Raw genomic sequence first — 23,619 nt, forward strand, 5'->3', positions numbered from 1 at the left:
ACCCTATGCAGCGGCGGGCCGTGGGGACAGCGGTTTCGATCACTTCTCCGACGGCGGCCTGATCGGCGCTACTTGCCCTCCACCGGCCAGCACTGCGGATCGCTCCTGCACCAGAGGGTCCTGGTGACGGTGACCGTGACCGTGGGCCGAGTGCCGCCGCCGTAGGTGGGGTTGGCGATCGGCGAGGGGGTGGCGTCGCAGTCGCCGAGCCCGCTCACGTGGAAGACCTGCCTGCCGCCGACCTTGGCGGTCAGGTCGCCGCGCACGCAGGCGCCGTCGATCGCGCGGGTGACCCGGCCGGTGACGGTGATGTCCTTGCCGTCCTTGGTCTGCCCCGTGCAGTCGACGCTCACCACGGTGGTCTCGCCGGCGGACGGCGTGGGGGTGTTCTTGCCGCCGTAGTCGCCGGTGCAGTTGAGCCACTGGACGGTGACATGCCGGCGTTGCAGTTCCTTGGTCGCGGTCTGGTCGGTGGTGTACGCCACGGTCGCGGAGCTCATGGCGCCCGGGTCGCACGCCGTGGCGGCGCCCACGGCCGCCGTCACCAGGCACACCGCGGCGGCGACCCGCCGTCCCCGCGGGCGCCGCGTCCACGCTGTCGATGCCGCCATGCACGGCAGCGTCCCACCGTCCGGCCCGCGGCGGTAGAGCGCATACGGCCACGGGGGCGCCCCCGCGCAGACCGCGGTGCGGTCGCGCGCCCCCGGCCTCCGGAGCCGCCGGACCGTCACCCGCGGCCCGCCGTACGGGAGTTCGGGAGGTCAGGACCAGCGGCCGGTGCGGCCCAGGAGGAGGGCCGTCGCGGCGGTCCCCGCGGTGGAGGTGCGCAGCACGCTGCGTCCCAGCCGGCAGGCCCGCGCGCCCGCCTCGGCGAACAGCGCCAACTCCTCGGCGGAGACGCCCCCTTCGGGTCCGACGACGAGCACGATCGCGCCGTCGGCGGGGAGTTCGGCGGTGGCCAGCGGCGCGCTGGGCCAGTCGCGGTCCTCGTGCAGGACGACGGCGAGGTCGGCGGTGGCCAGAAGTGCCGCCACCTGCTTGGTCGTCGCCGCCTCCGCGACCTCGGGGAAGCGCACCCGGCGGGACTGCTTGCCCGCCTCCCGCGCGGTGGCCCGCCACTTGGCGAGCGCCTTCTGACCGCGCTCGCCGCGCCACTGGGTGATGCAGCGGGACGCCTGCCAGGGCACCACGGCGTCCACGCCGACCTCGGTCATGGTCTCCACGGCGACCTCGCCCCTGTCGCCCTTGGGCAGCGCCTGCACGACGGTGATCCGGGGCGCCGCGACGGGCTCCTCGGCGACCTCCGCCAACTCGCCGACGACCAGCCGGTCCTTGCCCTCGGCAGCCCGCACCACGCCCTCGGTCCAGCGCCCGCGCCCGTCGGTGAGGACGACGCCCTCGCCGGGCCGCAGCCGCTTCACGGACACCGCGTGCCGCCCCTCGGGCCCCTCCAGCACGAACCCGGCGTCCCCCGCGCCCACCCCGGCCAGCGAGTCGACCACGAACACCGGCGCCGTCATCGCGCGCCGCCCCCGGCCGACAGCGCGGCCCTGGCCGTCTCGACCTCGGCGGCGAGCACCTCGACGAGCTGTCCCGCGGGCAGCTCCCTTGCCATCCGGTGGCCCTGCCCCGCCCACAGCGCCATGCCCTGCGCGTCCCCGGCCTTCGCGGCGGCCTTGCGCAGCGGCGAGGTGAGGTGGTGGACCTCCGGGTAGGCGGCCGGCGCGTACGGGCCGTGCTCGCGCAGGAACCGGTTGACCAGGCCGCGCGCCGGGCGCCCGGAGAAGGCGCGGGTCAGCTCGGTGCGCACGAAGAGCGGATTGGTCAGCGCCTGCTTGTGCAGGGCGTGGGCGCCCGACTCGGGGGTGGCGAGGAACGCCGTGCCGAGCTGGGCGGCGGTCGCGCCCGAGGCGAGGGCCGCGGCGATCTGGTGGCCGCGCATGATGCCGCCCGCGGCGACGATCGGCAGCGCGACGGTCTCCCTGATCTGCGCGATCAGCGCCAGCAGGCCGAGCCCCGAGCCGTCCAGCTCGGGCAGGTCGCGGTGGGTGCCCTGGTGGCCGCCCGCCTCCACGCCCTGCGCGATCACCGCGTCGGCGCCGGCCCGCTCCACGGCGAGGGCCTCCTCCGCGGTGGTCACGGTGACCAGGGTGAAGGTCCCGGCCCGGCGCAGCGACTCCAGGGCGTCCGGCCGCGGCACGCCGAAGTGGAACGACACCACCGGGACCGGGTTGTCGAGGAGCACCGCCAGTTTGGCGTCGTAGCCGTCGTCCCTGCCGCTGTCCGGGTCGCCCAGCTCGGTCGAGTACCAGGCGGCCTCGCCGGCCAGCTGATGGGCGTACACCTCGACCGCCGACGGGTCGGCGTACTCGGGCTGCGGCAGGAAGAGGTTCACGCCGAAGGGGCGGCCGGTGAGCCCGCGGAGCTGCTTGATCTCCTGGTACATGCCGTCGGCGGTCTTGTACCCGGCGGCGAGGAAACCGAGCCCGCCGGCCTCGGACACGGCGGCGGCGAGCTGCGGGACGGAGACACCGCCCGCCATCGGGGCCTGCACGATCGGATGCGGGAAGAGATCGGTCAGCGGGGAGGACATGACGGCATGTTGTCACGTCCTCCCGGCAAGTCCGAATCGGGCCTTGCCCCCGGCGAGAGCCGCTGGGAGAAGGCCCGTCCGGGGTCGTTCAGCGTCCGTTGAAGGCGTCCTTCAGCCGCGAGAACAGGCCCTGCTGGCCCGGCTGGAACTGGCCGAGCGGCCGCTCCTCGCCGCGCAGCTTGGACAGCTCGCGCAGCACCCGCTCCTGCTCGGGGTCGAGCTTCGTCGGCGTCTGCACCTCGACGTGCACGATGAGGTCGCCGCGCCCGCCGCCGCGCAGATGCGTGACACCGCGGGCGTGCAGCGGGATCGACTGGCCCGACTGGGTGCCGGGCCTGATGTCGACCTCCTCCAGGCCGTCGAGCGTCTCCAGCGGCACCTTGGTGCCGAGGGCCGCCGCCGTCATCGGGATGGTGACCGTGCAGTGCAGGTCGTCGCCGCGCCGCTGGAACATCGAGTGCGGCAGCTCGTGGATCTCGACGTAGAGGTCACCTGCGGGGCCGCCGCCGGGGCCGACCTCGCCCTCGCCCGCGAGCTGGATGCGGGTGCCGTTGTCGACACCGGCCGGGATCTTCACCGTCAGGGTGCGGCGGGAGCGGACCCGGCCGTCGCCCGCGCACTCCGGGCACGGGGTCGGGACGACCGTGCCGAAGCCCTGGCACTGCGGGCAGGGGCGGGACGTCATGACCTGGCCGAGGAAGGACCGGGTCACCTGGGACACCTCGCCGCGGCCGCGGCACATGTCGCAGGTCTGGGCGGTGGTGCCGGGGGCCGCGCCCTCGCCGCTGCACGTCGCGCAGACGATCGCGGTGTCGACCTGGATGTCCTTCGTGGTGCCGAAGGCCGCTTCGTCCAGCTCGATCTCCAGCCGGATCATGGCGTCCTGGCCGCGGCGGGTGCGCGAGCGCGGTCCGCGCTGCGACGCCGTGCCGAAGAACGCGTCCATGATGTCCGAGAAGTTCCCGAAGCCGCCGGCGCCGAAGCCGCCCGCGCCGCCGCCCGCCTGCGAGAGGGGGTCGCCGCCGAGGTCGTAGACCTGCTTCTTCTGCGGGTCGGAGAGCACCTCGTAGGCGGCGTTGATCTCCTTGAACCGCTCCTGGGTCTTCGGATCCGGGTTCACGTCCGGATGCAGCTCGCGCGCGAGCCGCCTGAAGGCCTTCTTGATCTCATCCTGCGACGCGTCGCGGCGCACGCCGAGAACGGCGTAATAGTCCGTGGCCACTTACGACTCCGCCAGGATCTGTCCGACGTACCGTGCCACTGCGCGTACCGCTCCCATCGTTCCCGGGTAATCCATGCGGGTCGGTCCGACCACGCCGAGCTTGGCGACTGCCTCGCCGCCCGAACCGTAGCCGACCGAGACCACGGACGTGGAGTTGAGTCCCTCGTAGGCGTTCTCGTGACCGATGCGTACGGTCATGCCCGAATCCCCCGCCTCGCCCAGGAGTTTGAGGAGGACGACCTGTTCCTCCAGGGCCTCCAGGACCGGGCGGATCACGAGAGGAAAGTCATGCCCGAAGCGGGTGAGATTGGCGGTGCCGCCGATCATCAGCCGCTCCTCGTTCTCCTCGACGAGCGTCTCCAGCAGGGTGGAGAGCACCGTCGAGACGGTGCCGCGGTCCTCGACGTCGAAGGCCTCGGGGAGGTCCTCGACGAGCGGCGGGACGTCGGTGAAGCGCCGGCCCGCGACCCGGCTGTTGAGCCGCGCCCGCAGGTCGGCGAGCGAGGACTCGCCGAACGGCGCCGGGCAGTCCACCAGCCGCTGTTCGACCCGGCCGGTGTCGGTGATCAGGACCAGCATCAGCCGGGCCGGCGCCAGCGACAGCAGCTCCACGTGCCGGACCGTGGACCGGGTCAGCGACGGGTACTGCACGACCGCGACCTGCCGGGTCAGCTGCGCGAGCAGCCGCACCGTGCGGGCGACGACGTCGTCCAGGTCGACGGCGCCGTCGAGGAAGCTGTGGATGGCGCGCCGCTCGGGGCCCGTCATCGGTTTCACACCGGCCAGCTTGTCGACGAAGAGCCGGTAGCCCTTGTCGGTGGGGATGCGCCCGGCGCTGGTGTGCGGCTGGGCGATGAAGCCCTCGTCCTCCAGCGCGGCCATGTCGTTGCGCACGGTCGCGGGCGAGACCCCGAGGTTGTGCCGCTCGGTGAGCGCCTTCGAACCGACCGGCTCCTCGGTCCCGACGTAGTCGTGGACGATGGCACGCAGTACCTGGAGCCTCCGCTCGCTCAGCATCGCGCACACCTCCAGTAGTCGTCTCCGTGGCACCGGCCGGCACCGGCGAGCACCGGCCTGGCACTCAGCGGGCGCGAGTGCCAGCGCCCCCCGGGCCAGTGTACGGCGCACGGGTGCACCGGGGGCAAGGTCGGACGACCCCGACCTGTGCCACCGCTAGCGTCACCGTATGAAGGTGACTTGGGAAGGGCTGGGGTGGGAACGGCTGCGGGAAGGCGTCGGACGGTGCCGGCTGCCGGGGTGGGACTGCACGGCGGGCCTCGTCGTCGGGGCGGGCGCGGCGCTGGTGGTGGACGCCGGTTCGGGGCTCGCGGAGGGCGCGCTGCTGCGGGAGCGGGCCGAGGCGCTCGCCGGCCGGCGTGTGACCCATCTCGCGCTGACCCACCCGCACTTCGACCACGTCCTCGGGGCGGCGGCGTTCGCGGACGCGGCGGTGTTCGGGGCGGCGGGGGCGGCCGGCGGGTGGCGCGCCGACCCGGAGGAGCTGCGGGCGGACGCGGTGCGCGAGGGCCTGGACCCGCGGGTGGCGCGGGAGGCCGCCGACGCCCCGGTGCCGCCTCTGCGTGCCGTGGCCGGGGAGCTGGCCGTGGACCTCGGCGGCGGGACGCGGGTGCTGCTCGCGGACGTGGGTCCCGGGCACACCGGGCACGATCTGGCGGTGCTGGTGCCGGGAGCGCCGCCCGTGGTGTTCTGCGGCGACCTGGTCGAGGAGTCGGGGCGGCCGCAGGCAGGTCAGGACGCGGTGCCGGCCCGCTGGCCCGCCGCGCTCGACCGGCTGCTCGCGCTGGGCGGCGAGGACGCGCTGTACGTGCCCGGTCACGGCGCGGTGGTGGACGCGGCGTTCGTGCGGGCCCAGCGGGACGCGCTGGCAACGCGTTTCGGCGTGTCGCGGTGAGGCGGCTCGCCGTCCGGGCCCGGCTTCTCCTATCGTCGTGCGAATGCGCCCGTACTCGTCGGACCTGACTCCGCCGTGGAAGAAGTCCAAGCCCGTGCCCGAGATCGCCGCCGACCCCGGTCTCGTGGTGGAGGAGCCGGCCACCGGGTTCTGCGGGGCGGTGATCCGCTGCGAGGCCGGCACGGTGACCCTGGAGGACCGCTTCGGCAAGCACCGGGTGTTCCCGATGGAACCGCGTGGCTTCCTGCTGGAGGGCCGGGTGGTGACGCTCGTCAGGCCGGCGTCCGGGCCGGCCAGGCCCACCCGCACCGCGTCGGGTTCGGTGGCCGTCCCCGGCGCCCGCGCCCGGGTGGCCCGCGCCGGGCGCATCTACGTCGAGGGCCGGCACGACGCGGAGCTGGTCGAGCGGGTGTGGGGCGACGACCTGCGCGTGGAGGGCGTGGTCGTGGAGTACCTGGAGGGTGTGGACGACCTCCCGGCGATCGTCGCCGAGTTCGCGCCGGGACCCGACGCCCGGCTCGGCGTCCTGGTGGACCACCTGGTGCCCGGCTCCAAGGAGTGGCGCATCGCCGAGCAGGTGACCAGCGAGGACGCGCTGGTCGTCGGCCACCCGTACATCGATATCTGGGAGGCGGTGAAGCCGTCGTCGGTGGGGATCACGGCGTGGCCCCGGGTGCCGCGCGGCCAGGACTGGAAGACGGGGGTGTGCCGGGCCCTGGGCTGGCCGGAGAACACCGGGGCGGCCTGGCAGGGCATCCTGGGCCGGGTGCACTCGTACAAGGACCTGGAGCCCGCGCTGCTCGGGCGGGTGGAGGAGCTGATCGACTTCGTGACGGCCCCGGCCTGACGGCCGCGCGAGGCCGTGACCTCGGCGGCCCGGCGACCCGGCCGGCAGCGAGGGGCCCGGCCGGCAGCGGCGGGTCAGTCCACCAGGTCCCTGACCACCGCGTCCGCGAGGAGCCTGCCGCGCAGGGTGAGCACCGCGCGGCCCTCGTCGTAGGGGCCGCTCTCCAGGAGCCCGTCGGCGCGGGCCCGGCCCGCGGCGGCGAGTCCCTCGGCTCTCAGCAGGGCGAGCGGGACGCCCTCGACGAGCCGCAGCTCCAGCAGGATCCGCTCCACCCGCCGGTCCTCGTCCGAGAGCAGCTCGCGGCCCGCGCCGGGCGAGCGCCCCGACGCCAGGGCCGCCGCGTACGCGCCGGGATGCTTGACGTTCCACCAGCGCACCCCGCCGACGTGGGAGTGGGCGCCGGGGCCCGCGCCCCACCAGTCGGCGCCCCGCCAGTACAGCTCGTTGTGCAGGCACCTGGCCGCCTCCGAGGTGGCCCAGTTGGACACCTCGTACCAGTCGAACCCGGCCGCGGCCATCGTCTCGTCGGCGATCAGATAGCGGTCGGCGTGCACGTCGTCGTCGGTCATCGGGACCTCGCCGCGGCGGATCCTGCGGGCCAGCCCGGTGCCCTCCTCGACGATCAGGGCATAGGCGGAGACATGGTCGGGCCCGGCGCCGATGGCGGCGTCGAGGGAGGCCCGCCAGTCGTCGTCGGACTCGCCGGGGGTGCCGTAGATCAGGTCCAGGTTCACGTGCTCGAACCCCGCCGCCCGCGCCTCGGCGACGCACGCCTCGGGGCGGCCGGGGGTGTGGGTGCGGTCGAGGATCCTCAGGACGTGCTGCCGGGCGCTCTGCATGCCGAACGAGATCCGGTTGAAGCCGCCCTCCCGCAGCGCCGCCAGGTAGGCGGGGTCCACCGACTCGGGGTTCGCCTCGGTGGTGATCTCGGCGTCCGGCGCGAGCCCGAACTCGTCACGGACCGCCGCCAGCATCCGCACCAGGTCGGCGGCGGCCAGCAGGGTGGGCGTGCCGCCGCCGACGAAGACCGTGCGGACTGGGCGCGGGTCGTCGCCGAGGACCTTGCGGGCCAGGCGGACCTCGTCGGTCAGGGTGTCGGCGTAGTTGTCGCGGGAGGCGAGGACACCGCCCGTGCCGCGCAGCTCGGTCGCCGTGTAGGTGTTGAAGTCGCAGTAGCCGCAGCGGGTCGCGCAGTAGGGGACGTGCAGGTAGAACCCGAGGGGGCGGTCGGCGGCGCCGGCCAGCGCGGCGGCGGGCAGGGCGCCGTCGTCGGGGACCGGTTCGCCGTCGGGGAGTGCGGAAGGCATGCCCTCCATTGTCCAGCACGCGCGGCGCGGGCCGGTCACTCGGCCTGGAGGACCAGGAGCGCGAGGTCGTCCACCGGTGGCCTCGGTCCGAACTCGTGGACCAGGCGCCTGATGCGTTCCGCGACGAGTTCGGCGCTCAGGCCCGCGCAGCCGCCGAGGGCGGTCGCGAGCCCGTCACCGTCGTCGAACTGGCGTGCGCCCGAGCGGCGCTCGGTGACGCCGTCGGTGACGCAGAGCAGGGTGTCCCCGGTCCGCAGCTCGAACGTTTCGCTCGTGTACGTCTCGTCGTCGACGACCCCGAGCAGGGTCTGCGGCCTCGCCACCGTGCGGACGTCGCCCGCCGGGCCGAGCAGCAGCGGCAGCGGGTGCCCCGCGGAGGCGAGGGTGCAGCGGATCCCGCCGTCGAAGGGCCGCAGCTCGCCGTAGAGCAGCGAGAGGAACCGGGTCTGCGGGCCGTCGCCCGGGGTGGCGGGCCTGGCGAGGGCGCGGGCGGCGGCGTCGGCGGCCTCCGTCGCGTCGTCGAGGAGCAGCCGGTTGAGGCGGTCGAGGACGTCGGCGACCCGGTAGCCCTCGCGGGCCAGCAGCCGCAGCCAGGGCCTGGCCAGACCGATGACGACGGCGGCCTCGGGGCCCTTGCCCTGGACGTCCCCGATGGCGAAGCACCAGCGGCCGTCGCCGCCGGGGAACAGGTCGTAGAAGTCGCCGCTCGGGCCGCCCTGGTCGCAGGGTTCGTAGACCAGCGCGCTGCGCACCCCGGGGATCTCCGCGACGGCCACCGGCAGCAGGCCGCGTTGCAGGACCTGGCTGATAGTGGCCTGCCTGGCGTACTGGCGGGCCGCGCCGACGGCGAGCGCCACCCGGCGGCTGAGGTCCTCGACCAGGCCGGTGATCTCGTCGGGGAAGCGGGTCAGCCCGGAGCGGCCGATGACGAGCGTGCCCAGCGGCCGGCCGCCGGCCACCAGCCGGTAGGCGAGGGCCGCGCCCAGCTCCTCGCGGGCCCCGAGCGCCTCGCCAGGCCACGGGTAGGGGACGGGCCCGCCGTGGTCGCTCTCGAAGGGGTGCGGCGGGTCCTTCTCCAGGGCGCGGCGCAGCTCCTCGATGCGGTTCTCGCTGCCGTGCCAGACCCGGGCGAGGCGGGCGCCCTCGCCGGCGGCGCCGTCGCCGGGCCAACCGCCGCGCGCGGTGGCCTCGTCCTCGAGCCAGACGGCGCACCAGTCGGCGAGCCTGGGCACGATGAGCTGCCCGGTGAGGGCGGCGACCAGGTTCTCGTCGAGCTGTCCCGCGAGCAGGTCGGAGGCTTCGGCGAGGAAGGACAGGGCGCCCCGGTTGAGCCAGTCCCGGTCGCGTCCCGCGGCGGGCGGCTCGGGGGCGAGGCTCTCGGCGACCTTGAGGCCGCGGGCGAGGACGTCCCGCCCGTCGAACGGCCTGATCTCGTCGTCCGGCGCGCCGTTGCCGTCCCGCTGCCGCCCGGTCTCCTCCGGGCCGGTCCCCTCGCCCGGCGGGCCCTCCGCCACGAGCCGCGCCCAGACCGTCTTGGCGCCCCTGCGGTAGGTGACGCCCCAGGACTCGGCGAGGGCGGCGACCAGCCGCAGTCCTCGGCCGTGCTCCGGTGCCTCGTAGGAGGGTTCGGTGTCGCGGGGCGCCCGGGAGGGGTGGTGGTCGCCGACCTCGATGACGAGCGCGCCCGTGTCGGGCTCCAGGCGGCAGGCCAGCTCCACGTCGGTGCCCGCGTGCACGACGGCGTTGGTGACGAGTTCGCTGACGACGACCACCGCGTCGTCGGCGAGCCTGCCGGTGAGGTGCTCGGCGCCGGGGACGGCGGAGGCGGCCCACTCGGCGAGCGCGGCCCGCACCAGGACGCGCGCCGACCCGGGCGCGAGGGGACTGCCCGGCAGGGTCGCCCGGGTGCGGGCGCGCGCGCCCGCGTCCCCCTGCGCGGACGCGTCGGGAGCGCCGGAACCACCGGAACCAGCCTCCCGTTGCGTCGGAATGGCCCCCATGGACAGCTCCCCGAACGGTTCGCGCGAATACGCCTCAGTCGATGGCGACAGAGTGACAGACTGGCCACGCCCATAAGCGCCGAGTTACCGAAGTGGGCCGTCATGAGTGAGAACCGTGCTACGCGTCTGATCGAGGACGAGCGGATTCCTGACCGGATCCGAGCGTCCGAGCTGCGCCCGCTGCTCGCCGCGATGACCGCCGCACGGGACGGCGACTTCAGGAAGGTGCCGGAGACCGGCCAGGGGATGGTGGCCGAACTCACGGCCGTCTTCAACCAGATCATGGACCGCACGACGCACTTCAACGGCGAGACGCAGCGGGTGAAAAGGGAGTTGGTCCGGCACGGGCGGCTGGACGAGCGGCTTTCGGCCAGTCCGGGTCAGGGCGCGTGGGCGTCCCGGGTGAGCGATGTGAACCAGCTCCTGGACGCGCTGGTGGCGCCGGCCGCCAACGCGACCCGGGTGCTGGACGCGGTGGCGGGCGGCGACCTGACCCAGCGGGTCGATCTGCACGACGGGAACCGGCAGTTGAGGGGCGATCTGCGGCGCCTCGCCCGTGCCGTGAACAAGATGGTCGACCAACTGTCGCTGTTCACCGGTGAGGTGACGCGGGTGGCGCGCGAGGTCGGCACCGAGGGGCGGCTCGGCGGCCGGGCCAAGGTGCAGGGCTTGTCGGGCAGTTGGCGCGATGTGACCGAGGCGGTCAACACGATGGCGGCCCGGCTGACCGCCCAGGTGCGGGACATCGCGCTGGTGACGACGGCGGTGGCGCGCGGCGACCTGACCCGGACGGTGACGGTGGAGGCGACCGGTGAGCTGCTGGAGCTGAAGCTCACCGTGAACACGATGGTGGACCAGCTCTCCGCCTTCGCCGACGAGGTGACCCGGGTGGCCCGCGAGGTGGGCACCGAGGGGCAGTTGGGCGGGCGGGCCCAGGTGCGCGGGGTGTCCGGGGTGTGGAAGGACCTCACCGACAACGTCAACTTCATGGCGTCGAACCTGACCTCGCAGGTCCGCAACATCGCGCAGGTCACCACCGCCGTCGCCAACGGCGACCTCAGCCAGAAGATCACGGTCGACGCGAAGGGCGAGATCCTGGAGCTGAAGTCGACCATCAACACCATGGTCGACCAGCTCTCCGCCTTCGCCGACGAGGTCACCCGCGTCGCCCGCGAGGTCGGCACCGAGGGCAACCTCGGCGGGCGGGCCCAGGTGCGCGGGGTCTCCGGGGTCTGGAAGGACCTGACCGACAACGTCAACTTCATGGCCGACAACCTCACTTCGCAGGTCCGCAACATCGCCCTGGTGTCGACGGCGGTGGCGCAGGGCGACCTCGGCAAGAAGATCACCGTCGAGGCGAAGGGCGAGATCCTGGAGCTGAAGTCGACCATCAACACCATGGTCGACCAGCTCTCCGCCTTCGCCGACGAGGTCACCCGCGTCGCCCGCGAGGTCGGCACCGAGGGCAACCTCGGCGGGCAGGCGCAGGTGCGCGGGGTCTCCGGGGTCTGGAAGGACCTCACCGACAACGTCAACTTCATGGCGCTGAACCTGACCTCGCAAGTCCGCAACATCGCGCAGGTCACCACCGCCGTCGCCAACGGCGACCTGTCGAAGAAGATCACCGTGGACGCGCGCGGCGAGATCCTCGAACTGAAGGACACCGTCAACACGATGGTGGAGCAGCTGCGGGCCTTCGCCGACGAGGTGACCCGGGTGGCCCGCGAGGTCGGCACGGACGGCAGACTCGGCGGCCGGGCCCAGGTGCTGGGCGTGTCCGGGGTGTGGCGTGACCTGACGGACAACGTCAACTACATGGCGGACAACCTCACTTCGCAGGTGCGCAACATCGCGCAGGTCACCACGGCCGTCGCCAACGGCGACCTGTCGAAGAAGATCGACGTGGACGCGCGCGGCGAGATCCTGGAGCTGAAGACGGCCATCAACACGATGGTCGACACGCTGTCGTCGTTCTCCTCCGAGGTCACCCGGGTGGCCCGCGAGGTCGGCTCCGAGGGCCAACTCGGCGGCCAGGCACGGGTGGAGGGCGTGTACGGCACCTGGAAGCGGCTGACGACCAACGTGAACGAACTCGCGTCGAACCTGACCACCCAGGTCCGCGCGATCGCCGAGGTGGCCTCCGCGGTGGCGCAGGGCGACATGTCCCGCTCGATCACGGTGGAGACCCAGGGCGAGGTCGCCGAGCTGAAGGACAACATCAACCTGATGGTGGCCAACCTGCGCGAGACGACCCGCGCGAAGGACTGGCTGGAGTCCAACCTCGCCCGGCTCGCCGCGCTGATGCAGGGCCACCGGGACCTGATGGAGGTCGCCGACCTGATCCTGCGCGAGCTGACCCCGCTGGTGAACGCGCAGTACGGGGCGTTCTTCCTGGCCGACCCGGACGAGGACGGCCCGGCGCTGCGCACCACCGTGCCGGCGAAGGGGCTGGCGTTCATCGCCGGGTACGGGTCGGCGCAGGGCGCGACCATGGAGACCGGGGGCCTGCCGGTGCACGGGCTGGTGCGGCAGGCGGCCAGGGAGAAGAAGCGCATCCTGGTCGAGGAGGCGCCACCGGACTACATCAAGATCAACAGCGGTCTCGGCGAGGCGGCCCCGGCCAGCGTGGTGATCATCCCGATCCTCTTCGAGGACAAGCTCCTCGGCGTGATCGAACTGGCCTCCTTCTCCCGCTTCTCCGATGTCCACCTGGCCTTCTTCGACCAGTTCGTGAACACCATCGGCGTCGCCATCAACACCATCATCGCCAACTCGCGCACCGAGTCGCTGCTCGGCGAGTCGCAGCGGCTGGCGATGCAGCTCCAGGAACGCTCGGACGAACTCCAGAAGCAGCAGGCGGAGTTGCGGCGCTCCAACGCCGAACTGGAGGAGAAGGCCGCCCTGCTGGCGACCAGCTCCCAGTACAAGTCGGAGTTCCTGGCGAACATGTCGCACGAGCTGCGCACCCCGCTGAACTCCCTGCTGATCCTGGCGCGGCTGCTGTCGGACAACCCCGACGGCCATCTCACCGACCAGGAGGTGCAGTTCGCCACGACGATCCACCGCTCCGGCTCCGACCTGCTGCAACTGATCAACGACATCCTGGACCTGTCGAAGATCGAGGCGGGCCGGATGGACGTCAGACCCAAGCGGCTGCCGCTGATCAAACTGCTCGACTACGTGCACGCCACCTTCCGGCCGCTCACCCTCGACCGGGGCCTCGCCTTCGAGGTGGCGGTCGGCGAGGGCGTGCCGCGCGAGATGTACTCGGACGAGCAGCGGCTCCAGCAGATCCTGCGCAACCTCCTCTCCAACGCGATCAAGTTCACCGCGTCCGGCCGGGTGGAGCTGCGGGTCTCCCTGGTCGACGACCCCGGGCGGCCGGGCACCGACCACCGGTACCCGGGCGAGGGAGCCACCGGCGAGGAGCTGATCGCGTTCGAGGTCACCGACACGGGCATCGGCATCGCCGCCGAGAAACTCCCGGTGATCTTCGAGGCGTTCCAGCAGGCCGACGGCACCACCAACCGCAAGTACGGCGGCACCGGCCTCGGCCTGTCCATCAGCCGGGAGATCGCCGGCCTGCTGGGCGGCAGGATCGTCGCCGAGAGCCGGCCGGGACACGGCTCCACCTTCACCCTGTACGTGCCGGTCACCAGCCCGGGACATCCGGCGGACGAGCCGGCCCCCGAGGACCGGCGCCCGCTGGTGCCCGCGCAGTCCCTGCCCGAACCGCCGGGCAGCGCGCACGACGCCGACGACGGATGGCCCGCGCCGACCAAGCTGGAGGCGTGGCAGCGGGGGCGGGCCGGACAGGTGCTGCCCGGCCGCCGGGTACTGATCGTGGACGACGACATCCGCAACGTCTTCGCGCTCACCCATGTGCTGGGGAGGGTCGGGATGCCGGTGCTGTACGCGGAGAACGGCCGCGAGGGCATCGAGACCCTGGAACGCAACCCGGACGTGGAACTCGTCCTGATGGACATCATGATGCCCGAGATGGACGGCTACGAGACCATCGCCGCCATCCGCCGCGCCCCCCGCTGGACCGGCCTGCCCATCGTGGCGCTGACCGCGAAGGCGATGCCGGGCGACCGCGAGAAGTCCATCGCGCGGGGCGCCAACGACTACGTACCCAAGCCGGTGGACGTCGACCAGCTGCTCACCGTCGTCTGCGCGCTCCTCGATCCGCAGGGCGCGGAGGCCGGGGCACCGGCCGACGGGACACCGACCGAATGAGGCGGACAGACCATGATCGCTGAGGCATCGACCGACACCCGCGCCAGCATCCTCCTCGTGGACGACATGGAGGACAACCTGATCGCGCTCGAAGCCGTCCTGGGATCCCTCAACGAGCCTCTGATACGGGCCCGTTCCGGCGAGGAGGCGATGAAGGCGCTGCTGCGGCAGCGGTTCGCGCTGGTCCTGCTCGACGTCCGGATGCCCGGCATGGACGGCTTCGAGACGGCCGCGCACATCAAACGGCTCGACCAGACCAAGGACGTCCCGATCATCTTCCTGACCGGCGCAGGCGACGACTCCGGGTACGCCTTCCGCGGCTACGCCACCGGCGCCGCCGACTATCTGACCAAGCCGTTCGACCCGTGGGTGCTGCGCGCGAAGGTCAGCGTCTTCCTCGATCTGCACCGCAAGAACCGGCAGTTGGAGCGGATGCGGGACCAGGACCGGGCGGAGTACGGCGAGGTGGGCGCGCGGCTGGCCGAACTGGAACTGCGACTGACCGAGGGACAGCCCCCCGACCTGATGACCCTGCGCACCGAGGTCAGGGAGTTGCGCAGGCTGGTGCGCAGAGGGCGGCTGTAGGGCGCTCACGGTCCCGCTCCCGACCCGGACCCCTGACCGGCCCCCGACCCGGACCCCCGACCGGCCCCGGGTGGGCGCCTGAGCGCGCCGGGGCCGGGGCCCGGAGCGGCGTCACGCCTCGCGGGTGCCCGCGTACATCTCGTCGATCAGGTGCTTGTACGCGCGCTCGACGACCGGGCGCTTGAGCTTCAGGCTGGGGGTGATCTCGCCGTGCTCGATGTCGAGGTCGCGCGGCAGCAGCCGGAACTTCTTGATGGTCTGCCAGCGCTGGAGCCCGGAGTTGAGCTGCCCGATGTAGTCCTCCACCATGGCGACCGTGACCGGCGCGGCGACGACCTCCGCGTACGCCTTGCCCTCCAGGCCGTTCTCCTTCGCCCACTCCATCAGGGACGGCTCGTCGAGGGAGATGAGGGCGGTGCAGAAGTTCCGGTCGGCGCCGTGCACCAGGATGTTGGAGACGTACGGGCAGACCGCCTTGAACTGGCCCTCGACCTCGGCCGGCGCGATGTACTTGCCGCCGGACGTCTTGATCAGGTCCTTTTTGCGGTCGGTGATGCGCAGATAGCCGTCCGGGGACAGCTCGCCGATGTCACCGGTGTGGAACCAGCCGTCCGCCTCCAGGACCTCGGCGGTCTTCTCCGGCAGCCCGTGGTAGCCCTCCATGATGCCGGGGCCGCGCAGCAGGATCTCGCCGTCGTCCGCGATCCGCACCTCGGTGCCGGGCAGCGGCTTGCCGACGGTGCCCGTGCGGTACGCCTCGCCGGGGTTCACGAAAGACGCGGCGGACGACTCGGTGAGGCCGTAGCCCTCCAGGATGTGGATGCCCGCGCCGGCGAAGAAGTAGCCGATCTCGGGCGCGAGGGCGGCCGAACCGGAGACACAGGCGCGCAGGTTGCCGCCGAACGCCTCGCGGATCTTGGAGTAGACGAGCGCATCGGCGGCCTTGTGCTTGGCGCCGAGCGCGAACGGCACGGAGGCGGTGCCGGTGCGGCGGAAGTTGTCCTGGGCGGCCTTGGCGTAGTCGCGGGCGACCTCGGCGGCCCACTGGAAGATCTTGTACTTGGCGGCGCCGCCCGCGCGGGCCTTGGCCGCGACGCCGTTGTAGACCTTCTCGAAGATGCGCGGCACGGCCGCCATGTAGGTGGGCCGCACGACCGGCAGATTCTCGATGATCTTGTCGACCCGGCCGTCGACGGCGGTGACGTGCCCGACCCCGACCTGGCCGGAGGTGAGCACCTTGCCGAAGACGTGCGCCAGCGGCAGCCACAGGTACTGCACGTCGTCGGGGCCGACCAGACCGGTGGCGGCGATGGCGCGCGCCATGTACGCCCAGTTGTCGTGCGGCAGGCGCACGCCCTTGGGGCGGCCGGTGGTGCCCGAGGTGTAGATGAGGGTGGCGAGCTGGTCCCGGGTGATCGCGCCGACCCGCTCCTTGATCAGCTCGGGGTGCTTCTCCAGATGGGCGGCACCGCGCCGCTCCAGCTCCGCGAGGGTGAGGACGTCCCCGCCCGGCTCGACACCGGCCGGGTCGATCACCACGATGTGCGTGAGGTCGGGCAGCTCGCCGCGCCTGCCCTGGGCCTTCGCGAGCTGGGCGGCGTCCTCCGCGATCAGCACCCGGCTGTCGGAGTCGGCGAGGATGAACGCCGACTCGTCCTCGTTGGTCTGCGGGTAGACGGTGGTGGTGGCGGCGCCCGCGCACATGATGCCGAGGTCGGCGAGGATCCACTCGATCCGGGTGGCGGAGGCGAGCGCGACCCGCTGCTCGGGCTCGACCCCGAGCGCGATCAGACCCGCGGCGATGGCGTGGACCCGCTCGGATGCCTCGCCCCAGCTCAGCGACTTCCAGCCGTCCGGGCCCTGCCCCGAGGCGGGCGCCACCGGGTACCGGTAGGCCTCCGCGTCCGGGGTGGCGGCCACGCGGTCCAGGAAGAGGGCCGCGACGCTCGCCGGTCGGTTCTCGATCAGGGTCTGTGTGTCGCTCACGACGTCCTCCGGGGCCCGCGTCGGTGCGGCTGGCTCAGTGCGGCTGGTTTCGACTCACGCGCTGTTTAACTCGCGAGTAACTATCGAGCAGAGATCAGCGTAAAGCCCGACCGCCCGGTACGTAAGAGGCGGCGGCCCGTCACTTTCCGCGGGAAGCGGCCCCCGGCACACGCGGGGGGCCCGGCGCGCTTCCGCACGCCGGGCCCCCTGTGACGGCCGTTCCGGCCGGTCCCGCGAGTGACAGGCGGTGACCGCCCGCGCCCCGCCGGTGACCGGCGGTTACTTCTTGCCCTTGGCGGAGCCGCCGCTGTCGTCGCTGCTCAGGACGGCGATGAAGGCTTCCTGGGGAACCTCGACGGAACCCACCATCTTCATCCGCTTCTTGCCCTCCTTCTGCTTCTCCAGCAGCTTCCGCTTCCGGGAGATATCACCGCCGTAGCACTTGGCGAGGACGTCCTTGCGGATGGCGCGGATGGTCTCGCGGGCGATCACCCGGGAGCCGATGGCCGCCTGGATGGGCACCTCGAAGGCCTGCCGCGGGATCAGCTCGCGCAGCTTGGCGACCAGCCGGACCCCGTAGGCGTACGCCTGGTCCTTGTGGGTGATCGCGGAGAAGGCGTCCACCTTGTCGCCGTGCAGCAGGATGTCCACCTTGACCAGGCTGGACGTCTGCTCACCGGTGGGCTCGTAGTCGAGCGAGGCGTACCCGCGGGTCTTCGACTTCAGCTGGTCGAAGAAGTCGAAGACGATCTCCGCGAGCGGCAGCGTGTAGCGGATCTCGACCCGGTCCTCGGACAGGTAGTCCATGCCCAGCAGGGTGCCGCGCCGGGTCTGGCACAGCTCCATGATCGAGCCGATGAACTCGGAGGGCGCGAGGATCGTGGCGCGCACGACGGGCTCGTACACGTCGTTGATCTTGCCCTCGGGGAACTCACTCGGATTGGTGACGGTGTGCTCGCTGCCGTCCTCCATCAGCACCCGGTAGACCACGTTGGGCGCGGTGGCGATGAGGTCGAGGCCGAACTCGCGCTCCAGCCGCTCCCGGATCACGTCGAGGTGGAGCAGACCGAGGAACCCGACGCGGAAGCCGAAGCCCAGCGCGGCCGACGTCTCCGGCTCGTACACCAGGGCCGCGTCGTTCAGCTGGAGCTTGTCCAGCGCCTCCCGCAGCTCCGGGTAGTCCGAGCCGTCCAGCGGATACAGGCCCGAGAAGACCATCGGCTTCGGGTCCTTGTAGCCGCCGAGCGCGTCCGTGGCGCCCTTGTGCTGGCTGGTGACGGTGTCACCGACCTTGGACTGGCGGACGTCCTTCACACCGGTGATCAGATAGCCGACCTCGCCGACGCCGAGCCCGTCGGCCGCGAGCATCTCCGGCGAGTTGGTGCCGATCTCCAGCAGCTCGTGGGTGGCGCCGGTGGACATCATCCGGATCCGCTCACGCTTGTTGAGCTGGCCGTCGATGACCCGGACGTACGTCACGACGCCCCGGTACGAGTCGTACACCGAGTCGAAGATCATGGCGCGGGCGGGCGCGTCGGCGACGCCGACCGGCGGCGGGATGTCCCGGACCGTCCGGTCGAGCAGCGCGTCGACCCCGACGCCGGTCTTGGCGGAGACCCGCAGCACGTCGTCCGGGTCGCAGCCGACCAGGTTCGCCAGCTCCTCGGCGAACTTCTCGGGCTGCGCGGCCGGCAGGTCGATCTTGTTCAGGACGGGGATGATCGTGAGGTCGTTCTCCATCGCCAGGTACAGGTTGGCGAGAGTCTGGGCCTCGATGCCCTGGGCGGCGTCGACGAGGAGCACGGTCCCCTCGCAGGCGGCGAGCGACCGCGAGACCTCGTAGGTGAAGTCGACGTGCCCGGGGGTGTCGATCATGTTCAGGATGTGCGTCTTGGCGGGCTCGTCCGTCGGAGCCCACGGCAGACGCACCGCCTGGGACTTGATCGTGATGCCACGCTCACGCTCGATGTCCATGCGGTCGAGATACTGAGCGCGCATCTGCCGCTGCTCGACGACACCGGTCAGCTGGAGCATCCGGTCGGCGAGGGTGGACTTGCCGTGGTCGATGTGCGCGATGATGCAGAAATTGCGGATCAGAGCCGGGTCGGTACGGCTCGGCTCCGGCACATTGTTAGGGGTCGCGGGCACGCAGGGTCCTGTCTCTTGAGGCGCCTTGTGCCTCGGGTCGGATCGATACGTAGCTTCCATGGTCCCACGGGCGGCGACCGGAGACCGGTTTGGGCCACTCGGGGGGCCGCTGGTAGTGTGGGCGGCTGTGTCTCATGCCCTCTCAGCGCGAGACACGCACCCAGTGAAATCATCGGCTACGGGACCTTCGCGGGCCCGTGCCAGAACCTGAAAAGGCTCATTCGTGGCGAACATCAAGTCCCAGATCAAGCGGATCAAGACCAACGAGAAGGCCCGGCTGCGCAACAAGGCCGTGAAGTCCTCCATCAAGACCGCGGTCCGCAAGGCCCGTGAGGCCGCTGCCGCGGGTGACGTCGAGAAGGCCACCGAGCTGCAGCGCGTCGCCGCGCGTGCGCTCGACAAGGCCGTCTCGAAGGGCGTCATCCACAAGAACCAGGCCGCCAACAAGAAGTCGGCGCTTGCTTCCAAGGTCGCGACCCTCAAGGGCTGACACCTGATGTGACGCCGGGCGGACCGGGCGAGATCCCTCTGCTCCCCGCCCCGGCACCCCGAGCCTGCCGGTCAGGCTCAGCACCAACCCCTCGTGGGGGATGTCGGGCCCTCTACCCCGACCCACGAACAGACTTTCGCAGTACGCCACGCTGCGACAACGCCCCCGGACCCACTCCGGGGGCGCTGCTGTGTCCGGGGGCGGGTCGCGGGCGCGGGCGAGGCTGAGGGCGAGTGCGGGGTGCGTCCGAGTGCGGGTGCGGGGGGGCGGGGCGAGTGCGGGGCGCTTCCGAGCGCGGGAGCGGGAGCGGGTGCGGGTGCGGGTGCGGGGTGGTTGAACCCGCCCGGCCGATCACCTGACCATCACCCCATTCTAATACCGGTACAGTGACACCGGTATAGTTATTGGACGCATGTGAGAGGTCCCCCATGATTGAGATCCTGAACTCCGCGCGCATCGAGCGGGCGAGGGACACCGGCGCCCTGGTCGGAGACATCCTGCACACGCTGAAGCAGCGGAGCACGGTCGGGACGAACCTGCTGGACATCGATCAGTGGGCGAAGCAGATGATCACCGAGGCAGGGGCCCAGTCCTGCTACGTCGACTACGCGCCCTCCTTCGGACGCGGCCCGTTCGGGCACTACATCTGCACGGCCGTCAACGACGGAGTGCTCCACGGGCTGCCGCACAACTACACGCTGGCCGACGGCGACCTGCTGACCCTCGACCTCGCCGTCGCCAGGGGCGGGGTCGCCGCGGACGCCGCGATCAGCTTCCTGGTGGGCGACGCCAGGCCCGCGGAGAGCGTCGCGATGATCGAGACCACCGAACGCGCCCTCGCCGCCGGCATCGCCGCCGCCAAGCCCGGGGCACGCATCGGCGACCTCTCCCACGCCATCGGCACCGTCCTCGGCGAGGCGGGCTACCCCATCAACACCGAGTTCGGCGGCCACGGCATCGGCACGACCATGCACCAGGACCCGCACGTCTCGAACACCGGACGCCCCGGCCGCGGCTACAAGCTGCGCCCCGGACTGCTGCTCGCCCTGGAGCCCTGGGTGATGGCCGACACCGCCACACTCGTCACCGACGCCGACGGCTGGACCCTGCGCAGCGCGACGGGCTGCCGGACCGCACACAGCGAGCACACCATCGCCATCACCGACGACGGAGCCGAGATCCTCACCCTGCCGAGGGCGACACGCCCGTAGGGGACCAGCGGCGCTGCGGCACCGGGGGGAGACGCGGGTGGGCGGTAGCGCTGTGGGGCGGGCGGGGTGCTGCCGAGGGCGGGCCGCTCGGCGGGGAGCGGCGGGAGGCGGGCCGCGCGGCGGAGGCGGGGCTCGGCGGGGGCCCGGCTCGGTGGGTCGCCGGGCTCGCTAAGGGGCGGGGCTCGGCGGGGGCGCCAGGCTCGTCAAGGGGCCGGGCGCGGCGAGGGCCGGGCTCGGCGGGTCACCGGGCTCGCTAAGGGGCGAGGCTCGGCGGGGGCGCCAGGCTCGTCAAGGGGCCGGACTCGCCGGGGAGGCCGGTCGTCCTACGCCCTGCCGCGTGAGCGTGCCGCCCTGGCGATCGTCACCACGGCCTTCTCCAGGGCGTACTCCGGATCGTCGCCACCGCCCTTGACGCCCGCGTCCGCCGCGGCCACCGCGCGCAGCGCCACCGAGACCCCGTCCGGTGTCCAGCCCCGCATCTGCTGACGCACCCGGTCGATCTTCCACGGCGGCATGCCCAACTCGCGGGCGAGGTCGGCGGGACGGCCGCCCCGGGCCGACGACAGCTTCCCGATCGCCCGCACGCCCTGGGCGAGCGCGCTGGTGATCAGGACCGGCGCGACCCCCGTCGACAGGGCCCAGCGCAGCGCCTCCAGGGCCTCGGCCGCACGCCCCTCCACGGCCCGGTCGGCGACGGTGAAGCTCGATGCCTCGGCCCGCCCCGTGTAGTACCGCCCGACGACCGCCTCGTCGATCGTGCTCTCCACGTCGGCGACCAACTGCGAGACCGCCGCGGCCAACTCCCGCAGATCACTCCCGATCGCGTCGACGAGCGCCTGGCATGCCTCGGGCGTGGCGGACCTGCCCGTCGCCCTGAACTCCTGCCGCACGAAGGCCAGCCGGTCCGCCGGCTTGGTCATCTTCGGGCAGGCCACCTCCCGCGCCCCGACCTTGCGCGCCGCGTCGAGCAGGCCCTTGCCCTTGGCGCCGCCCGCGTGCAGCAGCACGAGGGTGATCTCCTCGGCGGGCGAGCCGAGATACGCCTTCACGTCCTTGACCGTGTCGGCCGACAGATCCTGCGCGTTGCGCACGACCACGACCTTGCGCTCGGAGAACAGCGACGGGCTGGTCAGCTCGGCGAGCGTGCCGGGCTGCAACTGCTCCGGCATGAGATCACGCACGTCCGTGTCGGCGTCGGCGGCCCGAGCGGCGGCCACCACCTCCTGCACGGCGCGGTCGAGCAGCAGGTCCTCCTGGCCCACGGCGAGCGTCACGGGGGCGAGAGGGTCGTCATTCGCAGTCTTCCTTGCCATCGCGACAAGCATCCCACGCGCCACTGACAACGAGGCCGGGGCCGCGGCTCCGCCGACGGTCTTGGACGCGCGCGCCGGGGGCGGGGGGCGGGCGTTCGGGCGGGGCATCGGCCCGACGGTCGATGGGTCGGGACGTCCGGTCGGGAACGTCCCGTCGGAGGCGTCCGGTCCGGGACATCCGATCGGAGGCGTCCGGTCGGGGACATCCGGTCCGGGAGTCCAGTCGAGGGCTGTCTACGTCGAGGGCCGTGGACGTCGAGGGCCGTCGACTACGGCTCCTCGCGCCAGCCTTCCCACTCGCCTGCGAACTCGTCCAGCTCACCGGCGTCGAGCCGTCCGTCCTCGTCCCGCAGGACGAGCAGCCACTGTGCGTCCTCGGCGTCGTCCTCGCCGGCCAGCGCGTCCCGCACCAGTTGCGGTTCCTCCCGGGTGCCGAACCGCTCGCGCAGCGCCTCGGCCGCCTCCTCCGCGGCGTCACGGTCGGGCAGCACCAGCACATGTCTCACATCGCTCACGGCACCATTCTCGGGCACCCGCGACGGCACCGGCAGTCCGCCCCCGCGGGCAGCCGCCCACCGCTGCCGTCACCGAGAACCGTCACCGGGGACCGTTGCCGCGGACCGACTACCCCTGCCGGACGATCTGCACGTCCAGCTCGATCCTGATGCTCGGTCCCACCACGGCGATCCCGCGCGCCAGCATCGTCTGCCAGCTGACCGTGAAGTCGTCGCGGTGCAGCTCGGTGGTGGCCCGGCAGGCGGCCCGCACCTCGCCCTCCATCCCGTTGCCGAGCCCGAGATACTCGGCGTCGAGGGTGACCGTGCGTGTGACGCCGTGCAGCGACAGCGCCCCGGTGACCGCCCAGCGGTTGCCGCCCCGGTGCGCGAACCGCTCGCTGTAGAACTCCAGCGTCGGGAAACGCTCCACGTCCAGGAAGTCGGCCGACCGCAGATGGTCGTCCCGCATCCGGACGTTGGTGTCGATGGAGCCCGCGTCGATCACCACATGCATCGCCGACGACTCCATCTGCTCCCCGATCCGCACCGCCCCCGCGAAGGAGTTGAAGCGGCCGTGGATTCGCGCCAGCCCGATGTGCCGCGCGGTGAAGGCGATCGAGGAGTGCGTCGGCTCGACCTGCCAGTCCCCCGCCTCGGGCAACGCGGGCGGCCTGGCCACCTGAAGCGTCACGTCCCCGAGGGAGGCCAACGCGTTCTCCGTGACGGTCGCGCTCGCCCGGTAGGGCGCGTACCCCTCGGCGGAGACCGCGAGCCGGTACTCCCCCGCGGGGACCGCCGTCATGAACGCCCCGTACGGGTCCGTCTCCCCGCTCACGACCTTGCGCCCCATGCCGTCGCTCACCGCGAACTCCGCATGCGGCACCGGCTCGTTGACCGGATCGAGCACCCGGCAGCTCAGCACGCCCGCACTCGGTGGTGTCCGCAGCGCCGCCAGCGGACTCGTCCGTTGCGCCCTGCTCGTCCGGTTCCCCAGCCTGCGGCCGAACATCCTCGCCACCCCTGTACGCCTCGCCCTCATCCGTTACCGAAGAAGCATTCGATCACTGATGCGGCTTTCGAGGCAACACGGGGCCACATCGCAGGAATGCATCCCATGTGCCGCTTTCGCACAGGGGCCCCACAGACCCGGATCCATCGGGGTCCACCTGACTCCACTGGGGCTCCACTTGGCCCCATCGGCCACACCGGGCCTCACCTGGCCACACCTGGCCACACCGGGTCGCCTGGAACGGCCGAGCCGCTCTGACC

18 protein-coding genes are annotated in these 23,619 nt (G+C 72.4%); 6 read left to right on the plus strand and 12 right to left on the minus strand.

What is annotated here, in order from left to right:
* Positions 1–68 precede the first annotated feature (68 nt).
* The 5 genes from DDJ31_RS12495 to hrcA all read right to left on the minus strand — a co-directional run bounded on the left by DDJ31_RS12495 (position 69) and on the right by hrcA (position 4,832).
* Entirely contained in the window at positions 69–611 is a 543-nt protein-coding gene (locus DDJ31_RS12495) for a hypothetical protein (RefSeq protein ID WP_240678230.1), read from the minus strand.
* Between the two features lie 150 nt (positions 612–761).
* The gene (locus DDJ31_RS12500; RefSeq protein WP_127180190.1) at positions 762–1,520 is read right to left on the minus strand and encodes a 16S rRNA (uracil(1498)-N(3))-methyltransferase; all 759 of its coding nucleotides are present in this window, start codon (positions 1,518–1,520) and stop codon (positions 762–764) included.
* Entirely contained in the window at positions 1,517–2,593 is a 1,077-nt protein-coding gene (locus tag DDJ31_RS12505) for a nitronate monooxygenase (RefSeq protein ID WP_127180189.1), read from the minus strand. Before DDJ31_RS12505 ends, DDJ31_RS12500 begins: the two co-directional genes overlap by 4 nt.
* An 88-nt stretch (positions 2,594–2,681) precedes the next feature.
* Positions 2,682–3,815 carry a molecular chaperone DnaJ gene (gene dnaJ, locus DDJ31_RS12510; RefSeq protein WP_127180188.1) on the minus strand — a complete coding sequence of 378 codons (1,134 nt, stop codon included), beginning with the start codon at positions 3,813–3,815 and terminating at the stop codon, positions 2,682–2,684.
* Positions 3,816–4,832, minus strand: coding sequence for a heat-inducible transcriptional repressor HrcA (hrcA, locus tag DDJ31_RS12515; RefSeq protein WP_093827569.1), 1,017 nt, complete (start codon positions 4,830–4,832; stop codon positions 3,816–3,818). It abuts the gene before it with no gap.
* A gap of 169 nt (positions 4,833–5,001) precedes the next feature.
* On the opposite strand from hrcA, the gene DDJ31_RS12520 reads away from it, so the two are divergent.
* Together DDJ31_RS12520 and DDJ31_RS12525 are read left to right on the plus strand one after the other, a co-directional pair.
* Complete coding sequence (locus tag DDJ31_RS12520; protein ID WP_127180187.1) at positions 5,002–5,727, plus strand: MBL fold metallo-hydrolase; 726 nt, start codon at positions 5,002–5,004, stop codon at positions 5,725–5,727.
* Between the two features lie 43 nt (positions 5,728–5,770).
* On the plus strand, positions 5,771–6,574 hold the full coding sequence (locus tag DDJ31_RS12525) for a DUF3097 domain-containing protein (protein WP_127180186.1): 804 nt from the start codon (positions 5,771–5,773) through the stop codon (positions 6,572–6,574).
* 74 nt (positions 6,575–6,648) lie between these two features.
* On the opposite strand, the gene hemW is transcribed toward DDJ31_RS12525, so the two are convergent.
* Both hemW and DDJ31_RS12535 read right to left on the minus strand, forming a co-directional pair.
* Positions 6,649–7,881 carry a radical SAM family heme chaperone HemW gene (hemW, locus tag DDJ31_RS12530; protein WP_127180185.1) on the minus strand — a complete coding sequence of 411 codons (1,233 nt, stop codon included), beginning with the start codon at positions 7,879–7,881 and terminating at the stop codon, positions 6,649–6,651.
* 35 nt (positions 7,882–7,916) lie between these two features.
* Positions 7,917–9,881 carry an ATP-binding SpoIIE family protein phosphatase gene (locus tag DDJ31_RS12535; protein ID WP_127180184.1) on the minus strand — a complete coding sequence of 655 codons (1,965 nt, stop codon included), beginning with the start codon at positions 9,879–9,881 and terminating at the stop codon, positions 7,917–7,919.
* A gap of 192 nt (positions 9,882–10,073) precedes the next feature.
* On the opposite strand from DDJ31_RS12535, the gene DDJ31_RS12540 reads away from it, so the two are divergent.
* Together DDJ31_RS12540 and DDJ31_RS12545 are read left to right on the plus strand one after the other, a co-directional pair.
* On the plus strand, positions 10,074–14,120 hold the full coding sequence (locus tag DDJ31_RS12540; protein WP_127182833.1) for a HAMP domain-containing protein: 4,047 nt from the start codon (positions 10,074–10,076) through the stop codon (positions 14,118–14,120).
* Between the two features lie 12 nt (positions 14,121–14,132).
* On the plus strand, positions 14,133–14,705 hold the full coding sequence (locus DDJ31_RS12545) for a response regulator (protein ID WP_127180183.1): 573 nt from the start codon (positions 14,133–14,135) through the stop codon (positions 14,703–14,705).
* Between the two features lie 111 nt (positions 14,706–14,816).
* On the opposite strand, the gene DDJ31_RS12550 is transcribed toward DDJ31_RS12545, so the two are convergent.
* Together DDJ31_RS12550 and lepA are read right to left on the minus strand one after the other, a co-directional pair.
* Positions 14,817–16,691 (minus strand): AMP-dependent synthetase/ligase, encoded by a 1,875-nt coding sequence (locus tag DDJ31_RS12550; protein ID WP_127180182.1) that lies wholly within the window; start codon positions 16,689–16,691, stop codon positions 14,817–14,819.
* A gap of 279 nt (positions 16,692–16,970) precedes the next feature.
* Entirely contained in the window at positions 16,971–18,839 is a 1,869-nt protein-coding gene (gene lepA / locus DDJ31_RS12555) for a translation elongation factor 4 (RefSeq protein WP_127180181.1), read from the minus strand.
* A 223-nt stretch (positions 18,840–19,062) separates the two neighbouring features.
* On the opposite strand from lepA, the gene rpsT reads away from it, so the two are divergent.
* Entirely contained in the window at positions 19,063–19,329 is a 267-nt protein-coding gene (rpsT, locus tag DDJ31_RS12560) for a 30S ribosomal protein S20 (RefSeq protein ID WP_127180179.1), read from the plus strand.
* A gap of 428 nt (positions 19,330–19,757) precedes the next feature.
* Positions 19,758–20,540: a type I methionyl aminopeptidase gene (gene map, locus DDJ31_RS12565; protein ID WP_127180178.1), complete on the plus strand. Its 783-nt coding sequence runs from the start codon at positions 19,758–19,760 to the stop codon at positions 20,538–20,540.
* A gap of 323 nt (positions 20,541–20,863) precedes the next feature.
* On the opposite strand, the gene holA is transcribed toward map, so the two are convergent.
* From holA to DDJ31_RS12580, 3 genes are all read right to left on the minus strand, one after another.
* Complete coding sequence (gene holA / locus DDJ31_RS12570; protein WP_206280694.1) at positions 20,864–21,853, minus strand: DNA polymerase III subunit delta; 990 nt, start codon at positions 21,851–21,853, stop codon at positions 20,864–20,866.
* A gap of 269 nt (positions 21,854–22,122) precedes the next feature.
* Entirely contained in the window at positions 22,123–22,368 is a 246-nt protein-coding gene (locus tag DDJ31_RS12575) for a hypothetical protein (RefSeq protein ID WP_127180176.1), read from the minus strand.
* A gap of 109 nt (positions 22,369–22,477) precedes the next feature.
* The gene (locus tag DDJ31_RS12580) at positions 22,478–23,359 is read right to left on the minus strand and encodes a YceI family protein (protein ID WP_127180175.1); all 882 of its coding nucleotides are present in this window, start codon (positions 23,357–23,359) and stop codon (positions 22,478–22,480) included.
* Positions 23,360–23,619: the final 260 nt, after the last annotated feature.

Origin of the sequence: Streptomyces griseoviridis, assembly GCF_005222485.1 — a bacterium.
Classification (GTDB): domain Bacteria; phylum Actinomycetota; class Actinomycetes; order Streptomycetales; family Streptomycetaceae; genus Streptomyces; species Streptomyces hintoniae.